Genomic DNA, 17,054 nt, shown 5'->3' on the forward strand with positions numbered 1-17,054 from the left:
CCGGTATGGGTAGCCTCGAGAATCCGCATGCTCATCGGTAGTTATTCCTCCACTCTGGTTTTCATCTCGCTGTGTGTCGCGATTCTCGCTTCGTACACCGCGCTCGACCTCACGGGCCGCATCACCACTGCCAAGGGCCGTGCCGTGCATTTCTGGACTGCGGGTGGCGGTTTCGCCATGGGCATTGGCGTCTGGTCGATGCACTTCATCGGCATGCTCGCCTTCAAGCTTCCGATCGAGCTTGGCTACGATATCGCCCTCACGGCGCTGTCGCTGCTGATCGCACTGCTGTCCTGTGGTTTTGCCTTGTGGCTGGTGAGTCAGCCGAAACTGCCAATTCTGCAATTGGCGTTTGGCGCGCTGATCATGGGCGCCGGCATCAGTGCCATGCATTACACCGGCATGGCGGCGATGCGCATGACCCCGGGAATCGACTACGATCCGACGCTGTTCAGTGCGTCCTTGTTGATCGCGGTCGGTGCTTCTGCGGCGGCGCTGTGGATCGCTTTTCGCCTGCGCCAGCATTCGCCCTACGTCCGTTTGATTCGCGCTGGCGCTGCAGTGATCATGGGCATCGCCATTGTCGGCATGCATTACACCGGCATGGCCGCCGCGCAGTTTCCGGACGGCAGTTTTTGCGGCGCGGCGATCGATGGCCTGAAAGGCAATGGCCTCGACAGTCTCGTGCTGATCACCACACTGGCGGTGCTTTCGATTGCCTTGCTGACCTCGATACTCGACGCGCGTCTTGAAGCGCGCACCGCCGATCTGGCGCACTCCTTGACCGTGGCTAACCGCGAGCTCACGCAACTGGCGCTGCACGATACCCTGACCGGTCTGCCCAATCGCATGCTGCTGGATGACCGCATCAATCAGGCGATGAAAAAGGTCAATGAGCAGGGTGGCTGCTTTGCACTGATGTTCATTGATCTGGACGGCTTCAAACCGGTCAATGACGCTTTCGGCCATCACATGGGGGATCAACTGTTGCGTGAAGTTGGCGTGCGTCTGCGCGAAGATTTGCGCAGCCTCGACACGCTGGCGCGGATCGGCGGCGATGAATTCGTCTTGCTGGTGCGCCTGACCGAGCCTGACGACGCCTTGGGCCTGGCAACACGCCAGGTCGGGCTGATCGCGCAGCCATTTCACGTGGCTGAACATGACTTGCAGATTTCCGCCAGCATCGGCATCGCCCTGTACCCTGGCAATGGCGAGAGTGCTCAGGAATTGCTGATGAACGCCGACGCAGCGATGTACCACGCCAAGGGTGGTGGCAAAAACGGCTACAGTTTCTTCGACGTATCGATGAATACCAATGCGCGCAAACAGCTGCAATTGCTGCAGGATTTACGCGCAGCGCTGGAGCATGGCCAGTTCAGCCTGCATTACCAACCCAAATTCGACGCCGCCAACGGGCGACCGGTCGGCGCCGAAGCGCTGCTACGCTGGCAGCACCCGATCCACGGCATGCTGATGCCAGACAAATTCATCGATCTGGCGGAGAAAACCGGGGTCATCATCCCGATCGGCGAATGGGTGCTCAACGAAGCCTGCCGACAGATGCGCGAGTGGTACGTGCTCGGCTACACCGACTGGCGCATCGCGGTGAACCTGTCGGCGTTGCAGTTCTGCCACGCAGGACTGGTGCGCAGCGTTGCCAAGGCGCTGGCGACCCACCAGTTGCCGGCCAACAGCCTGACCCTGGAAATCACCGAAACCACGGCGATGAGCGACGCTGATGCGAGCATGACGGTGTTGCAGGAGTTGTCGGACATGGGCGTCGATTTGTCCATTGATGACTTTGGCACCGGCTACTCGAGCCTGATGTACCTCAAACGCCTGCCGGCCAACGAGTTGAAGATCGACCGTGGATTTGTCCGCGATCTGGAGCATGACAGCGACGATGCTGCGATCGTTTCGGCGATTGTCGCGTTGGGCCAGGCGCTGGGTTTGCGCATCGTTGCTGAAGGTGTTGAAACGGATTCGCAGCAGGATTTCCTGACGCAACTGGGTTGCGATTCGTTGCAGGGGTATCTGCTGGGGCATCCGCTGCCGGCGGATCAGTTCATGCGTGACATTGCCCGGGGCGAGAAGCTGGCGGTGATATGACCCCACCCCCGGGTTCTTTCGGGTAAGCCCGGGCGCAACGCAGCCCATGCAAAACCGGCCAATGGCGGTTATTCTTCCCCGCGACGGTTACGTGTGCATTTGGGGGAAAGGCCAGCATGGATAAAGTCATTGTGATCACCGGTGGCGGGCGCGGAATTGGCGCCGCCACGGCGTTGTTGGCTGCCGAACACGGCTATCGGATCTGCATCAACTACCAGTCAGACGAACAGGCCGCACACAGCGTGCTGGAGCAAGTCCGTGCGCTGGGCGCACAAGCCATCGCGGTGCGCGCCGACGTCAGCATCGAAGACGAAGTGATCGCACTGTTTCACCGGGTCGACAACGAGCTGGGCCGAGTGACCGCGCTGGTGAACAACGCCGGCACCGTCGGGCAAAAGTCGCGTGTCGATGAGATGTCCGAATTCCGCATCCTCAAAATCATGAAAACCAACGTCCTGGCGCCGATCCTCTGTGCCAAGCACGCCATCCTGCGCATGTCGCCCAAACACGGCGGGCAGGGCGGCAGCATCGTCAATGTCTCGTCTGTGGCGGCGCGCCTCGGTTCGCCGAATGAATACGTTGACTACGCGGCCTCCAAAGGCGCGCTCGATACCTTCACCATTGGTTTGTCCAAGGAAGTGGCGGGCGAGGGGATTCGGGTCAACGCGGTGCGTCCGGGTTACATCTACACCGATTTTCACGCGCTGAGCGGCGATCCGGATCGGGTCAGCAAGCTTGAGTCAGCGATCCCGATGGCTCGTGGCGGGCGCCCGGATGAGGTGGCAGAGGCGATCATCTGGTTGCTGTCGGACAAGGCTTCGTATGCGACCGGGACGTTTGTTGATTTGGGTGGTGGGCGATAAACAGCAAGATCAAAAGATCGCAGCCTGCGGCAGCTCCTACAGAGGAATTTATTTTCCCCTGTAGGAGCTGCCGCAGGCTGCGATCTTTTGTTTTGTCAGGTCTGGCCTCATCGCTGGCGAGCCAGCTCCCACAATGATTTGTGTTGAACACGCAATTTGTGAGCGACATCGAATCCTGTGGGAGCTGGCTTGCCAGCGATAAGGCGGGTGCCATCAACCTCAAACTGTCAGAACGACCGCACAATCCGCCCCAGCGTCTCCATCGCCTTCTCCGAGTCCTCGGTCCACGGGCTGCCGTAATTCAAGCGAATGCAGTTCCTGAACCGCTGCGTCGGCGAGAAAATCGGCCCCGGCGCGATGCTGATGCCTTGCGCCAGCGCCATCTGAAACAACTTCAACGAATCCATCTGCGGTGGCAATTCCAGCCATAAAAAGTAGCCGCCCGCCGGCTGACTGACCCGCGTCTGCGCCGGGAAGTACCGCGCAATTGCCGCCAGCATTGCGCTCTGCTGTTCTTCCAGCGCATAGCGCAATTTACGCAGGTGCCGGTCGTAGCCGCCGTGTTGCAGGTAGTCGGCAATCGCCGCTTGCGCCGGCATCGAGGCGCACAGGGAGGTCATCAGTTTCAGCCGTTCGATTTTCTGCGCGTAGCGCCCAGCCGCGACCCAGCCGATGCGGTAGCCGGGGGCCAGGCTCTTGGCGAACGAACCGCAATGCATCACCAGCCCTTCGGTATCGAAGGCCTTGGCCGGTTTTGGCGCCTGTTGGCCGTAATAGAGTTCGGCGTAGACGTCGTCTTCGATCAGCGGCACCTGATGGCGGCGCAGCAGTTCGACCAGTTCCTGTTTCTTGGCCTCGGGCATGGTCGCGCCCATCGGGTTCTGGAAACTGGTCATGCACCAGCAGGCCTTGATTGGATGGCGTTCCAGCGTCTGCGCGAGCACGCCGAGGTCGATACCGTCGCGCGGGTGCACGGGGATTTCCACGGCTTTGAGTTTCAGTCGTTCCAGCACTTGCAGGCTGGCGTAGAACGCCGGGGCTTCGATGGCCACCAGATCGCCGGGTTCGGTGACCGCTTGCAGGCACAGGTTCAGCGCTTCGAGGGCGCCGTTGGTGATCAGCAGTTCCTCCATCGGCAGCATCAAGCCGCCGACCATGTAACGCAGGGCGATCTGTCGACGCAGTTGCGGGTTGCCCGGCGACATGTCGGTGACGACCATGCGCGGGTCCATCTCCCGCGCGGCGCTGGCCAGTGACCGCGACAGCCGTTGCAACGGGAACAGCGTCGGGCTGGGGAATGCCGAGCCGAATGGCACGGTGCTTGGGTCCTTGATCGATTCCAGTACCGAGAACACCAGTTCGCTGACGTCGACTTCGGTGGAATCGTTGACGTGGCTGCTGATCACCGGCTCCGAGAACGGGCTCGGTGCATGGGTGTTGACGAAGTAACCGGAGCGGGGCCGGGCGCGAATCAGACCACGACGTTCGAGCAGGTAATAGGCCTGAAACACCGTGGACGGGCTGACGCCGTAAGTCTGGCTGGCGTAGCGCACCGATGGCACGCGCTGACCGGGGCCCAGGACGCCGGAGCGGATCAGTTCTGCGATGTCTTCGGCGAATTTTTCGTAGCGTTTCATCGAGGGCCTTGGTGCTTGTTGGTTGTGTGGGGTGCCAGGCAACTGCCCCTCACCCTAGCCCTCTCCCAGAGGTAGAGGGGACTGACCGTGTTGAATGTTGGAAGTACGCGCTTCTCTGAACCCATAATCGACTCGGTCGCCTAGGTCGATGTACAGCGAGTGACACCTCGGTCGGCCCCCTCTACCTCTTGGAGAGGGCTGGGGTGAGGGCGGAGATTCTAACGACTCAGCGATTCATCGGTGCGACAAACCTGCTTTTCGCCACGCTATAAACTTCAGGTTCGTCGCTGTCGGCAATCTTGAAACTCAAGGTCTGCGAGCTGCTGCTCGGCCGCTCCGTGGTCATCGCCACCGACACCGGTACATCGACAATCTCACCCGGCGCCAGGCTCAGTTCGGTTTTGCCTTGCAACTGGAAGCCCTCACCGTCGACCAGGCTCAAACGGTAATCCTGGCGTTGCTGGGTCTTGTTGATGACTTTGAGGCTGTAGATGTTCTCGATCTGGCCCTGACCGTTTTCGCGGAACAATCCGCGATCCTTGGTCACGTCCAGCGACACCATCGGCCGCTCCACCAAGGCCAATGCTAGTGCGCCGATCATCACCAGCAGCACCGCCACGTAACCGACCAGCCGTGGCCGCAGCAGATGTGTTTTGCCGCCCTGCAATTCGCGCTCCGAACTGTAGCGGATCAAGCCGCGCGGGTAGTTCATTTTGTCCATGATCGAATCACAGGCATCGATGCACGCCGCGCAACCGATGCACTCCATCTGCAGACCATCACGAATGTCGATACCGGTCGGGCACACCTGCACGCACAACTGGCAGTCGATGCAATCGCCCAGCCCGGCCTCGAGCGGTTTTACATCACGTTTGCGCGGGCCACGGTTTTCGCCGCGGGCCACGTCGTAGGAAATAGCCAGGGTGTCCTTGTCGAACATCACACTCTGGAACCGCGCATACGGGCACATGTGCATGCACACGGCTTCGCGCAGCCAGCCGGCATTGATGTACGTCGCGGCGGTGAAAAACAGCACCCAGAACAGGCTGACCCCGCCGATTTGCAGGGTCAGCAGCTCTTCGGCCAGCGGCCGGATCGGCGTGAAGTAGCCGACAAAGGTCAGGCCGGTGAGCACGCTGATCGCCAGCCACAGGGTGTGCTTGGCCGCGCGGCGCGCCAGTTTGTTCAAGCCCCAGGGCGCGGCTTGCAGTTTGATTCGTTGGTTGCGCTCGCCCTCGGTGATCTTCTCGCACCACATGAAGATCCACGTCCACGAGCTCTGCGGGCAGGTGTAACCACACCAGACGCGTCCGGCGAACACGGTGATGGCGAAGAGGCCGAACGCGGCGATGATCAACAGGGCCGAGAGCAGGATGAAATCCTGCGGCCAAAAGGTCGCGCCGAAAATGTGAAATTTGCTTTCTGCGAGGTCCCACAACACAGCCTGACGACCACCCCAGTTCAACCACACCGTGCCAAAGAACAGCAAAAACAGAAACCCCGCGCCGCTCATGCGCAGCGTGCGGAACAGGCCGGTAAAACTGCGGGTATGAATCTGGTTGTCGCTGGACTTGGCCGTCGCCTTCATTGGGCGTGCGGGCACCTTTTTTATATGAGGAGCTATGGTGGGGGTTGCTTCTACGGTTCGGACGGGGATTTGTTCGCTCATGGTCATTCGCTCATCAGCCTCCATCAGGCCGATGAACTATGAGCGTCGATCTGTTTGCATAACAGACTCAGCTAAATCAATAAAAACCGTATCAGATGAGCTTTGATGCAGCGCCTGCGACAACTTGAAGCAGCCCGCAGGCCAAGGCGCAAACGCCTGAACCAGACGTTTGCGCGAAGTGTTGACCAAGGTCAATCAAATCACCGAATCACTCGTATCGGCCTTCAAATGCTTACGCCCGTCCTTGACGCCTGCAACGGTCAAGGCGTCGGCCTCCGCTTCGGTGATGTAGACGCGCCGCGCTTCGATTTCTACGAATGACATGGCTTTTTCGCTATCTGTCTTGACCTCAAGGGTGTCGCAGATGCGAATTTCCTCGCCATTTTCAACGGTGAAAAAACACACTTTTGAGTCGGGATTGGTTTCATCGATTCGAACGGTCATGAGGCGGTCCTTTTTTCACGGGTATCTGAAAGGTTAGGGCACAGGACTCGCAGATCGTTCTGCGCAACTGATTAATGGTCGCCGCTGTCCATCGCTTATATAGCCATAACAAGGACTGGACGATGAACGCGTGGTGGGAAGAGGTGCTGGAAACGCTGCAAGCGGAATTCGCCGACATCGGTGATGCGTCGCAACTGACGCGCATTACCGTGCGCCTGCTGGTGGCGGCGATCCTTGGCGGGATTCTCGGTTTCGAGCGCGAGCAAAAGGGCAAGGCTGCGGGCGTGCGAACGCACATGCTGGTGGCGCTGGGTGCGGCAATGTTTGTGCTGGTGCCGCAGACCTCGGGTGCAGAGTCCGACGCGATGAGCCGGGTGTTGCAGGGGGTGATTGCCGGGATCGGCTTCCTGTGCGCCGGCACCATCCTGAAAAATCAGGAGGGTGATGAAGGGCACGTCAAAGGCCTGACCACCGCTGCCGGGTTGTGGATGACGGCAGCCATCGGTGTGGCAGCCGGGTTGGGCAAGGAGGCGACCGCACTGTTCAGTACCCTGCTGACACTGGGGATTTTCAGTCTGATGCCGAGGATCGTGCGCATCTTCGACAAGGACGATCAGCCTTTTGACAAGGATGAGCAGAAGGATGATCGCTTGTGATCAATCGCTCCCACACTGTGCGTAGGAGCGATCGTTTCGGTTTAGAGGATCACCGGCGGCATCGTTGTCGGAGGCTCTTCCTTGGCCGGTGGCGTGGTGCCTGGCGGCTCCTGTTCGGGGATCGGTTGCGGCTCGGTTTCAGGAATGGTCGGGTTGTCGATGTTCGGATCGGGCGTTTCCGCCGGGAACGGGTTGTTCATCAGGTAGACCTCCGTGTGGCACATGGCGTGAGAAGTGCTTAAGTGGATTGACCACCTCGCGACGAATTCGATCCGCCGGTTCAAACAGACAAATCGCTGTGAACTTTTCTCGGCCGCGGTCGCTCGGAACCTAAGTGAGTTCATTCCGGGGCAGGTGCTTTGTTGTGAAGACTGAACCGGCACAAGAGCGTCCTTGGGGCGTAAAGGAGAGATGCTCGATGACTGCTGAAAAAACCTCAGAGCTGAGCTATAACCCGCACATGCCGCTATCGCAGGCATTGCTGCTGCCTCGCATCGTTATCGAAGACACTATGCCAACTCTTGATGGCGGCCAGTTCGCCGTGAAGTCGATTGCCGGGCGCGACGTGATCGTTACCAGCAAGGTGTTTGCCGACGGTCACGACAAGCTCGCCGTGCGCATTCGCTGGCGCGAGGAAGGTCAGGAAACCTGGCAAAGCGAAGTCATGTCGGAGCTAGGCAACAACGGCTGGCGTGGCAGTTTCCGCCCGGAACACCAAGGGCGATTCGTGTACTGCGTCGAAGCGTGGATCGACCATTTCGCCAGTTTCCAGTATGAACTGGAAAAGAAACACAACGCCGCCGTCCCGGTTTCACTGGAGCTGCAAGAAGGTCGCAGCATGGTGCAACACGCCGCCGAGCGCAGTGAAGGTCAGCTCAGCGAACAACTGGCGGCGCTGCACCATGAACTGTCCGGTCTGCTCGAAACCGAGCAAGTCGCGCTGTTTCTGCACTCGCGCAGTGCGCAACTGATGGCCCAGGCGGATCACCGCGCTTATCTCAGCGTCAGCGCAGAATTCCCGATGGATGTCGAGCGCGAGCTGGCCGAGTTCGCCAGTTGGTATGAATTGTTTCCCCGCTCGATCACCGACGATCCCAACCGCCACGGCACTTTCAATGACGTGCACTCTCGGTTGCCGATGATTCAGGACATGGGTTTCGACGTGCTGTACTTCACGCCGATCCACCCGATTGGCCGCGCCCACCGCAAGGGCCGCAACAATTCCCTGACCGCTGGGCCGGATGATCCCGGCAGCCCGTACGCCATCGGTAGCAAGGAGGGTGGCCACGAGGCGATTCACTCGCAGCTCGGCACGCGTGAGGATTTCCGTCGGCTGGTGGCTGCGGCTGCCGATCATGGTCTGGAAATCGCCCTCGATTTCGCGATTCAGTGTTCCCAGGATCACCCGTGGCTCAGACAGCATCCGGGCTGGTTCAACTGGCGGCCGGACGGCACCATCAAATATGCGGAAAACCCGCCGAAGAAATATCAGGACATCGTCAACGTCGACTTTTATGCGCCGGACGCGATCCCGAGTCTGTGGGTCGAGCTGCGGGACATCGTCATTGGCTGGGTCGAGGAGGGCGTGAAGATCTTTCGCGTCGACAACCCGCACACCAAGCCGCTGCCGTTCTGGCAATGGCTGATTGCCGATGTGCGGGCGCTGCACCCGGAAGTGATCTTCCTCGCCGAAGCCTTCACCACGCCGGCGATGATGGCGCGCCTGGGCAAGGTTGGTTACACCCAGAGCTACACCTATTTCACCTGGCGCAACACCAAGGCAGAGTTGGCCGCGTACTTCACCGAGCTGAACGAGTCGCCGTGGCGCGAATGCTACCGACCGAATTTCTTCGTCAATACGCCTGACATCAACCCGGCGTTCCTGCATGAATCCGGGCGCCCGGGCTTTCTCATTCGTGCGGCGCTGGCGACCATGGGTTCGGGCCTGTGGGGCATGTATTCGGGGTTTGAACTGTGCGAGGCGGCACCGGTGCCGGGCAAGGAGGAATACCTCGATTCCGAGAAGTACGAAATCCGCGTCCGCGACTTCAATGCGCCGGGCAACATCATTGCCGAAATTGCCCAGCTCAACCGCATCCGCCGCCAAAACCCCGCGCTGCACACCCATCTGGGCTTGCGGGTCTACAACGCGTGGAACGACAACATTCTGTATTTCGGCAAACGCAGCGCCGATGGCAGCAATTTCATTCTGGTGGCGGTGAGCCTCGATCCGCATAACGTGCAGGAAGCGAATTTCGAGCTGCCGTTATGGGAAATGGGCCTGCCGGACGATGCAACCACGCACGGCGAAGACTTGATGAACGGGCACCGCTGGGACTGGCATGGCAAGTACCAGTTCATGCGCCTTGATCCGGCGTATCAGCCGTTCGGCATCTGGCGGATCAGTCATTCCTGAGCCCGACAACTATCAAATGTGGGAGCTGGCTCGCCAGCGATTGCGTTCTGGCAGCTTGCTTGTTTATCGCTGAACCACCGCTATCGCTGGCAAGCCAGCTCCCACAATGACCACCATTTTTTCAGGACGCCGGATGGCTTCCAGAATTGAACGCAGGAGTTTCAAATGGCGAAGAAACCCAAGGCAGCCACCTTTATCAAAGACCCGCTCTGGTACAAGGATGCGGTGATTTATCAGGTTCACGTCAAATCGTTTTTCGACTCTAACAACGACGGGATCGGCGACTTTCCCGGCCTGATCGCCAAACTCGATTACATTGCCGAACTCGGCGTCAATACCATCTGGCTGCTGCCGTTCTATCCCTCGCCACGACGTGATGACGGTTACGACATCGCCGAATATCGCGGCGTGCACAGCGATTACGGCACCATGGCCGATGCCAAGCGTTTCATCGCCGAGGCGCATAAGCGCGGTTTGCGAGTGATCACCGAGCTGGTCATCAACCACACCTCCGACCAGCATCCGTGGTTTCAGCGGGCGCGCAAGGCCAAACCCGGTTCGGCGGCGCGAGACTTCTATGTGTGGTCGGACGACGACCAGAAATACGACGGCACGCGGATCATTTTTCTCGACACCGAAAAGTCCAACTGGACCTGGGACCCGGTCGCAGGCCAGTACTTCTGGCACCGTTTCTATTCGCACCAGCCGGACCTGAATTTCGACAATCCGCAAGTGATGAAAGCGGTGCTGTCGGTGATGCGCTACTGGCTGGACATGGGGATCGACGGTCTGCGTCTGGACGCGATTCCGTACCTGATCGAGCGCGATGGCACCAACAACGAAAACCTTCCGGAAACCCATGACGTCCTCAAGCAGATCCGCGCGGAAATCGACGCCAACTACCCGGACCGCATGCTGCTCGCCGAGGCCAACCAATGGCCGGAAGACACTCAGCTGTATTTCGGTGACACCGACGCCGAAGGCCTGAATGGCGACGAATGCCACATGGCTTTCCACTTCCCGTTGATGCCGCGCATGTACATGGCGCTGGCCCAGGAAGATCGCTTTCCGATCACCGACATTCTGCGCCAGACCCCGGAAATCCCTGCCAACTGTCAGTGGGCGATTTTCCTGCGTAACCACGATGAACTGACGTTGGAAATGGTGACCGACAAGGAACGCGATTACCTGTGGAATTACTACGCGGCTGACCGTCGCGCGCGGATCAACCTCGGTATTCGCCGACGTCTGGCGCCGTTGATGGAGCGCGACCGTCGTCGCGTCGAGTTGCTCAACAGCCTGCTGCTGTCGATGCCGGGCACGCCAACCCTGTATTACGGCGATGAAATCGGCATGGGCGATAACATCTACCTCGGTGACCGTGATGGTGTGCGCACGCCGATGCAGTGGTCGATCGACCGCAATGGCGGCTTCTCCCGCGCCGACCCGGCCAGCCTGGTGCTGCCACCGATCATGGACCCGCAATACGGTTATCTGTCCGTCAACGTCGAAACCCAGGCCGGCGATCCGCACTCGCTACTGAACTGGACGCGGCGCATGCTCGCTGTGCGCAAACAGTCCAAGGCGTTCGGGCGCGGCACGTTGAAAATGCTTTCGCCGAGCAACCGACGGATTCTGGCCTACACCCGCGAATTCACCGATGCCGATGGCAAACACGAGATCATTCTTTGTGTGGCCAACGTGTCGCGCAGTGCTCAGGCAGCTGAGCTCGACCTGTCTGCCTACACCGGGATGGTGCCGGTGGAAATGCTCGGCGGTAACGCTTTTCCACCGATTGGCCAGTTGAATTTCCTCCTGACCCTGGCGCCGTACGGTTTCTACTGGTTCGCCCTGGCGACCGAAAACCAGATGCCGAGCTGGCACGTGGAACCGGTACAGAGCCTGCCGGACTTCACCACGCTCGTGCTGAAAAAACGCATGGAAGAGCTGCTCGAAGCGCCATCCCGCACGACGCTGGAGCAGAGCATTCTGCCGAGCTGGCTGCAAAACCGTCGCTGGTTCGCCGGCAAGGATGCGGCGATCGAGAAGGTCAATCTGGCTTACGGCGTGCGGTTTGGCGATGCGCAGCACCCCGTGTTGCTCAGCGAAATCGAAGTCACCAGTGGCGGCCAGACCAGCCGTTATCAGCTGCCGTTCGGCTTTATCGCCGAAGATTACGTCGGGCCACCGTTGCCACAGCAATTGGCACTGGCCCGCGTGCGTCGGGTTCGTCAGGTGGGTTTGATCACTGACGCCTTCAGTCTTGAAGGGTTTGTCCATGCGGTGCTGCAAGGCATGCAGAACAATACCGTGCTGGAGTCGGCCGACGGCGAAATCCGTTTCGCACCGACGGCACATCTGGAAACACTCAACCTGGGTGCCGACTCTGAAGTGCGTTATCTGTCGGCCGAGCAATCCAACAGTTCCGTGGTGATCGGCAACAGCCTGGTGCTTAAGCTGATCCGGAAAGTAGCGTCTGGCGTACACCCGGAACTGGAGATGAGCGCTTACCTGACCGCTGCCGGATTTGCCAATATCTCGCCGCTGCTGGGCTCGGTGATCCGCCGCGACGCCAAGGGCGAAGATAACCTGCTGATGATCGCCCAAGGTTATTTGAGCAATCAGGGCGATGCGTGGGAATGGACGCAGAACAACCTCGAACGGGCGTTGCGCGATGAATTGGCCGACTCCATGTCCGAGCAGGATCAGCACTACAACGCTTTGGGCGAGCTGAAGGATTTTGCCGGTATGCTCGGCCAGCGCCTCGGTGAGATGCACCAGTTGCTGGCTGCGCCGACCGACAACGCCGATTTTGCGCCACAGGTGAGTTCGGCCAAGGATATGCAAGCGACCGGCAAGGATGTCGTGGCCCAGGTCGAGCATGCGCTGAAACTCTTGAAGCAACATCAGGGGCAACTCAGTGCTGCGGATCAGAAACTGGTCGCACGGCTGCTCGACGAGAAGAAAACCATCCTTGTCCATGTGCAGGATCTGGCGAAAAAAGCCGTCGGTGGTTTGCGTATTCGTGTCCATGGTGACTTGCACCTGGGCCAGGTGCTGGTGATCAAGGGCGACGCTTATCTGATCGATTTCGAGGGTGAGCCCGCGCGACCACTTAGCGAACGCCGTGGCAAGCACAGTCCGTACAAGGATGTCAGCGGCGTGCTGCGTTCTTTCGACTACGCCGCAGCGATGACCATCAACGTGCACAACGTCGATCACAGTTCGGAATCCGAAGACGCTCGCCGTCGGGTGGCGCAACGGTATCTGCTTGAGGCGCGCGCAGCATTTGTCGAGGCATATCGCCAAGCGACAGCTAGTCTTGATCATGCCTGGCAGGATCCTGAAGGTGCCGACGCCGCGCTTGCGCTGTTCGGTCTGGAGAAGGCGGCCTATGAAGTGGCCTATGAAGCCGAAAATCGCCCCACGTGGCTGCCCGTGCCGTTGCACGGTTTGTATGGGTTATTGACGGGGCTTAAACCCTTTTCCGATCTTGGTGGAGAGTAGTCATGAGTTTCTCGAACAAGGAACAGGGTCACGCTAAAGAAGCGTTACTGCCGTCGACGAAAGACATCGACGCGCTGGTACGTGCGGAACACCCGGATCCATTTTCCATTCTTGGCCCGCACGGCGATGGCGCTGGCGGGCAGTTCATTCGAGCCTATCTACCCGGTGCGCTAAGCGTTGCCGTGCTGGCCAAGGACAGCGATGAAGAACTCGGCGCGCTGGAGCAAACCGAGACGCCGGGGCTGTTTGTTGGCCACTTCAATGGGCAGCCGCGCTATCGCTTGCGCACCCGTTGGGCCGGTGGTGAGCAGGTTGCCGAGGATCCTTACAGCTTCGGGCAGTTGCTTGGCGAAATGGATTTGTATCTGTTCGCCGAAGGCAATCACCGTGACCTCAGTGCCTGCCTCGGCGCACAACTGAAAACGGTTGATGGCGTCGACGGTGTACGTTTCGCAGTGTGGGCGCCGAATGCGCGGCGGGTCTCGGTGGTCGGTGACTTCAACGTCTGGGACGGTCGTCGCCATCCGATGCGTCTGCGCCATCCTTCCGGGGTATGGGAGTTGTTTATCCCGCGCCTGCAAGCGGGGGAACTGTACAAATACGAGATACTGGGTGCTCACGGGATTCTGCCGCTCAAGGCTGACCCGATGGCGCTGGCCACCAGCCTGCCGCCGGACACGGCGTCGAAAGTCGCCGCGCCATTGCAGGTCAATTGGCAGGATCAGGACTGGATGAGCAGCCGCCACGAGCGGCAGAAACATGCGGCGCCGCTGTCAATCTACGAGCTGCATGCCGGGTCGTGGCAATGCGAGCTGGATGATCTCGGTGAAGTGGCACGCCAGTACAGCTGGCCGGAACTGGCTGAACGGCTGATTCCGTACGTCAAGGAACTGGGTTTCACCCACATAGAACTGATGCCGATCATGGAGCATCCATTCGGTGGCTCATGGGGTTATCAACTGCTCTCGCAGTTCGCCCCGAGTGCGCGTTATGGCACGCCGGAGCAGTTCGGCGAATTCGTCGATGCCTGCCACCGTGCCGAGATCGGGGTGATCCTCGACTGGGTGCCGGCGCACTTTCCAACCGATACCCACGGTCTGGCCCAGTTCGACGGCACGGCGCTGTACGAATACGCCAATCCGCTGGAAGGTTTCCATCAGGATTGGGACACGCTGATCTACAACCTCGGGCGCACCGAAGTACATGGCTACATGCTTGCCTCGGCGTTGCATTGGTTGAAGCATTTTCACATCGACGGTTTGCGCGTCGATGCGGTGGCCTCGATGCTTTATCGCGACTATTCGCGCAAGGCTGGCGAATGGGTGCCGAACCGCCATGGCGGACGTGAAAACTTGGAAGCAATCGACTTCCTGCGCCACTTGAACGATGTTGTTGAGCTCGAAGCGCCGGCTGCCTTGGTGATCGCCGAGGAGTCCACCGCGTGGCCGGGCGTCAGCCAGAGTACGCAGCAGGGCGGCCTGGGCTTTGCCTATAAATGGAACATGGGCTGGATGCACGATTCGCTGCATTACATTCAGCAGGACCCGGTCTACCGCGCCCATCATCACAACGAGCTGAGTTTTGGTCTGGTTTACGCATGGTCCGAGCGCTTCATCCTGCCGATTTCCCATGATGAAGTGGTGCACGGCAAGCATTCGCTGATCGATAAGATGCCCGGCGACCGCTGGCAGAAGTTTGCCAACCTGCGCGCCTACCTGAGTTTCATGTGGACCCATCCGGGCAAGAAGCTGCTGTTCATGGGTTGCGAGTTTGGTCAGTGGCGTGAGTGGAATCATGATCAACAGCTCGACTGGTATCTGCTGCAGTATTCCGAGCACAAAGGCGTGCAGAAACTGATCGGCGACCTCAATCGCTTGTATCGCGAAGTGCCGGCGCTGCACGATCAGGATGACGCGCCGCAGGGGTTTCAGTGGCTGATCGGTGACGATGCGATCAACAGCGTGTATGCCTGGTTGCGTTGGAGCAAGGACGGCGAGCCAGTGTTGGTGGTGGCTAACTTCACGCCGGTGCCGCGTCAGGCGTATCGCGTTGGCGTGCCGTTTGCCGGGCGCTGGACCGAGCTGCTCAACAGCGACGCCGACACCTACGCCGGTTCCAACTATGGCAACGGCGGCGGGGCGTTTACCGAAGAAGTACCGAGCCACGGCCAGGCAATGTCACTGGAGCTGAACCTGCCGCCGCTGGCGGTGTTGATCTTGCGACCGCAGGGCTAGCCAGGCGCCGCATAACCTGTGGGAGCGGGCTTGCCCGCGATGAGGGCGTGACATTCAATATGACTGTTGGATGATCCAGCGCCATCGCTGGCAAGCCAGCTCCCACAGGGATCTTTGGTGATCCGAAGATCACCAACGCATCCGCACACCCAAACTGCCTATCAGCCCATTCAAATCATTGTCATCGACGTCACTGCTGTAATCGGCGCTGACGTACAGGCTGACCACGGGTGTCACCCGTGCCACCAGTCCCAGTCCCAATTCCACAGTTGATGACTTGCGACTGCTGCTGATTTTGTCGACCTGGTCCAGGGTCACCGTGCTGCCGGTATACACCGTGTGCCACAGATTGGTCCGCACATAGGGTTCGACCGGCAAACCGTTCAAGTCATAACTGCCTTTCAACCGTGCGCCGACGCGACCGCTCCATGAGGTCAGGTCGCTTGACGACGCATTGCCGGAGCCTGCTGACGGTGTGTCCAGGGTGATGCGCTGATTGATCAGTTGCGCCTGCGGTTCGACCACCCAGTTTTCGCTCAAGCCAATCGGGTAGCCGCCCTCGACCGAGAAGGTGATCGCGCTGCCTTCGGTGGCTTGCCGCGCACCTTGTTGGTTGCGACTGAATCCACTGACTCGCCCGCCGCTCGCCGAGAGGTCGACGTGCCAGCCTTGCGCCCCCGTCAGGCTGTAATAGGCGCCGAGGCTCTGGCCCTCCAGATTCAGGGTGACGGTGGACGGGTCGGCGAGGGCACGACTGGTGAGCGGGCCGTTGCCGTTGGCCTGAATCTGGTTGACACCGCCAATCAAACCGATGGTCTGGGTGGCGCCGCTGCCGCTTTGCAGTGTCAGGATTGCAGGACCTTTTGAATGGCCACCGCCGGGTACTGCGAAACCTGATGACAGCACGTCGATTTGCGCTTGGCGGGAGCTTTGGCCGTAGAACCGCTCCCAGACTCCGGGCGCGAGGTCTTCGGTGATCAGGCGGGAGCCTTGCAGGTCAGGGCGCTGGCTGAAGCGTTGCGGACCGGGGGTGATCACCGTCGCGGGCAAGGTCATCACCGGGACGTTCTCTCGATACCAAGGGGACGTTTCATCCGCCGCAGAACCGGCCTGCGCCTCCATGGATGAGCACAGCAAGATAGAACTCGATACTGTGCAAAAAGTGATTTTGATCTCGTGTGGGGTGATTGACGTTTTCATGGAGGTCTACCTTGCGGGCGCATGCAGCATCTCGATGTGGCGCCTCTCCTACCCCGAACGAGGGGCGACCGAATGGAGCGAGGCAAACCGTGGGCGCTCGATTTCGCGAGAGTCCGTAGGCTTGCCCCGGTTAGGATTCCGGGGGTAGTAAGGTAGAGATAAGAAGAGTGAAGGGCGCGCGTCAAGAAATTGAACGATGAGCGGTAGTGGCAAATTGTCCGACGCAAGCGTTTGTTTTTCTGCACATAACTAAGTGGTTGTTTGCATAGAAAAACGTAATGAAAGTGCCGGCCCAGAGCATTTTCTTACCGACGGAAGG

11 protein-coding genes are annotated in these 17,054 nt (G+C 59.7%); 6 read left to right on the forward strand and 5 right to left on the reverse strand.

Translation table 11 applies throughout. The annotated features are described in order from the left end of the window. The first annotated feature begins 27 nt into the window (after window positions 1-27). Both H8B20_RS19770 and H8B20_RS19775 read left to right on the forward strand, forming a co-directional pair. On the forward strand, window positions 28-2,109 hold the full coding sequence (locus tag H8B20_RS19770; RefSeq protein ID WP_210624281.1) for an EAL domain-containing protein: 2,082 nt from the start codon (window positions 28-30) through the stop codon (window positions 2,107-2,109). Window positions 2,110-2,225: 116 nt separating this feature from the next. Then, window positions 2,226-2,972 (forward strand): SDR family oxidoreductase, encoded by a 747-nt coding sequence (locus H8B20_RS19775; RefSeq protein WP_042558990.1) that lies wholly within the window; start codon window positions 2,226-2,228, stop codon window positions 2,970-2,972. 227 nt (window positions 2,973-3,199) lie between these two features. Here the strand turns inward: H8B20_RS19775 and mapR are convergent, their stop codons facing one another. From mapR to H8B20_RS19790, 3 genes are all read right to left on the reverse strand, one after another. Continuing rightward, a complete protein-coding gene (mapR, locus tag H8B20_RS19780) occupies window positions 3,200-4,609 on the reverse strand; it encodes a GntR family transcriptional regulator MpaR (RefSeq protein WP_042558991.1) in 1,410 nt (469 codons plus the stop codon). A 226-nt stretch (window positions 4,610-4,835) separates the two neighbouring features. Beyond that, entirely contained in the window at window positions 4,836-6,278 is a 1,443-nt protein-coding gene (gene ccoG / locus H8B20_RS19785) for a cytochrome c oxidase accessory protein CcoG (RefSeq protein WP_047300934.1), read from the reverse strand. A gap of 195 nt (window positions 6,279-6,473) precedes the next feature. Then, complete coding sequence (locus H8B20_RS19790) at window positions 6,474-6,722, reverse strand: DUF3203 family protein (RefSeq protein ID WP_210624282.1); 249 nt, start codon at window positions 6,720-6,722, stop codon at window positions 6,474-6,476. 122 nt (window positions 6,723-6,844) lie between these two features. Here H8B20_RS19790 and H8B20_RS19795 point away from each other — a divergent pair, with 122 nt between their 5' ends. Further along, window positions 6,845-7,378, forward strand: coding sequence for an MgtC/SapB family protein (locus tag H8B20_RS19795; protein ID WP_042558993.1), 534 nt, complete (start codon window positions 6,845-6,847; stop codon window positions 7,376-7,378). 41 nt (window positions 7,379-7,419) lie between these two features. On the opposite strand, the gene H8B20_RS19800 is transcribed toward H8B20_RS19795, so the two are convergent. Beyond that, a complete protein-coding gene (locus tag H8B20_RS19800; RefSeq protein ID WP_210624283.1) occupies window positions 7,420-7,578 on the reverse strand; it encodes a hypothetical protein in 159 nt (52 codons plus the stop codon). A 218-nt stretch (window positions 7,579-7,796) separates the two neighbouring features. Between H8B20_RS19800 and H8B20_RS19805 the strand changes: the two genes are divergently transcribed. The 3 genes from H8B20_RS19805 to glgB all read left to right on the forward strand — a co-directional run bounded on the left by H8B20_RS19805 (window position 7,797) and on the right by glgB (window position 15,535). After that, window positions 7,797-9,794 carry an alpha-1,4-glucan--maltose-1-phosphate maltosyltransferase gene (locus H8B20_RS19805; protein ID WP_210624284.1) on the forward strand — a complete coding sequence of 666 codons (1,998 nt, stop codon included), beginning with the start codon at window positions 7,797-7,799 and terminating at the stop codon, window positions 9,792-9,794. A 165-nt stretch (window positions 9,795-9,959) separates the two neighbouring features. Continuing rightward, window positions 9,960-13,301: a maltose alpha-D-glucosyltransferase gene (treS, locus tag H8B20_RS19810; RefSeq protein WP_210624285.1), complete on the forward strand. Its 3,342-nt coding sequence runs from the start codon at window positions 9,960-9,962 to the stop codon at window positions 13,299-13,301. A 2-nt stretch (window positions 13,302-13,303) separates the two neighbouring features. Then, complete coding sequence (gene glgB, locus H8B20_RS19815; RefSeq protein ID WP_210624286.1) at window positions 13,304-15,535, forward strand: 1,4-alpha-glucan branching protein GlgB; 2,232 nt, start codon at window positions 13,304-13,306, stop codon at window positions 15,533-15,535. A 129-nt stretch (window positions 15,536-15,664) separates the two neighbouring features. Here glgB and H8B20_RS19820 read toward each other — a convergent pair whose 3' ends face one another. Continuing rightward, a complete protein-coding gene (locus tag H8B20_RS19820) occupies window positions 15,665-16,735 on the reverse strand; it encodes an autotransporter domain-containing protein (protein WP_210624287.1) in 1,071 nt (356 codons plus the stop codon). Window positions 16,736-17,054 lie beyond the last annotated feature (319 nt).

Source organism: Pseudomonas sp. P42, from assembly GCF_017973755.1.
Classification (GTDB): Bacteria; Pseudomonadota; Gammaproteobacteria; order Pseudomonadales; family Pseudomonadaceae; genus Aquipseudomonas; species Aquipseudomonas iridis.

Excerpts from the sequence above, each read along its gene's own strand:
- H8B20_RS19805 (WP_210624284.1), top strand. The coding sequence starts at position 7,797 with ATGACTGCTGAAAAAACCTCAGAGCTGAGCTATAACCCGCACATGCCG.
- H8B20_RS19790 (WP_210624282.1), bottom strand. The coding sequence starts at position 6,722 with ATGACCGTTCGAATCGATGAAACCAATCCCGACTCAAAAGTGTGTTTT.
- H8B20_RS19770 (WP_210624281.1), top strand. The coding sequence starts at position 28 with ATGCTCATCGGTAGTTATTCCTCCACTCTGGTTTTCATCTCGCTGTGT.
- H8B20_RS19795 (WP_042558993.1), top strand. The coding sequence starts at position 6,845 with ATGAACGCGTGGTGGGAAGAGGTGCTGGAAACGCTGCAAGCGGAATTC.
- H8B20_RS19820 (WP_210624287.1), bottom strand. The coding sequence starts at position 16,735 with ATGAAAACGTCAATCACCCCACACGAGATCAAAATCACTTTTTGCACA.
- H8B20_RS19800 (WP_210624283.1), bottom strand. The coding sequence starts at position 7,578 with ATGAACAACCCGTTCCCGGCGGAAACGCCCGATCCGAACATCGACAAC.
- ccoG (WP_047300934.1), bottom strand. The coding sequence starts at position 6,278 with ATGAGCGAACAAATCCCCGTCCGAACCGTAGAAGCAACCCCCACCATA.
- glgB (WP_210624286.1), top strand. The coding sequence starts at position 13,304 with ATGAGTTTCTCGAACAAGGAACAGGGTCACGCTAAAGAAGCGTTACTG.
- H8B20_RS19775 (WP_042558990.1), top strand. The coding sequence starts at position 2,226 with ATGGATAAAGTCATTGTGATCACCGGTGGCGGGCGCGGAATTGGCGCC.
- treS (WP_210624285.1), top strand. The coding sequence starts at position 9,960 with ATGGCGAAGAAACCCAAGGCAGCCACCTTTATCAAAGACCCGCTCTGG.
- mapR (WP_042558991.1), bottom strand. The coding sequence starts at position 4,609 with ATGAAACGCTACGAAAAATTCGCCGAAGACATCGCAGAACTGATCCGC.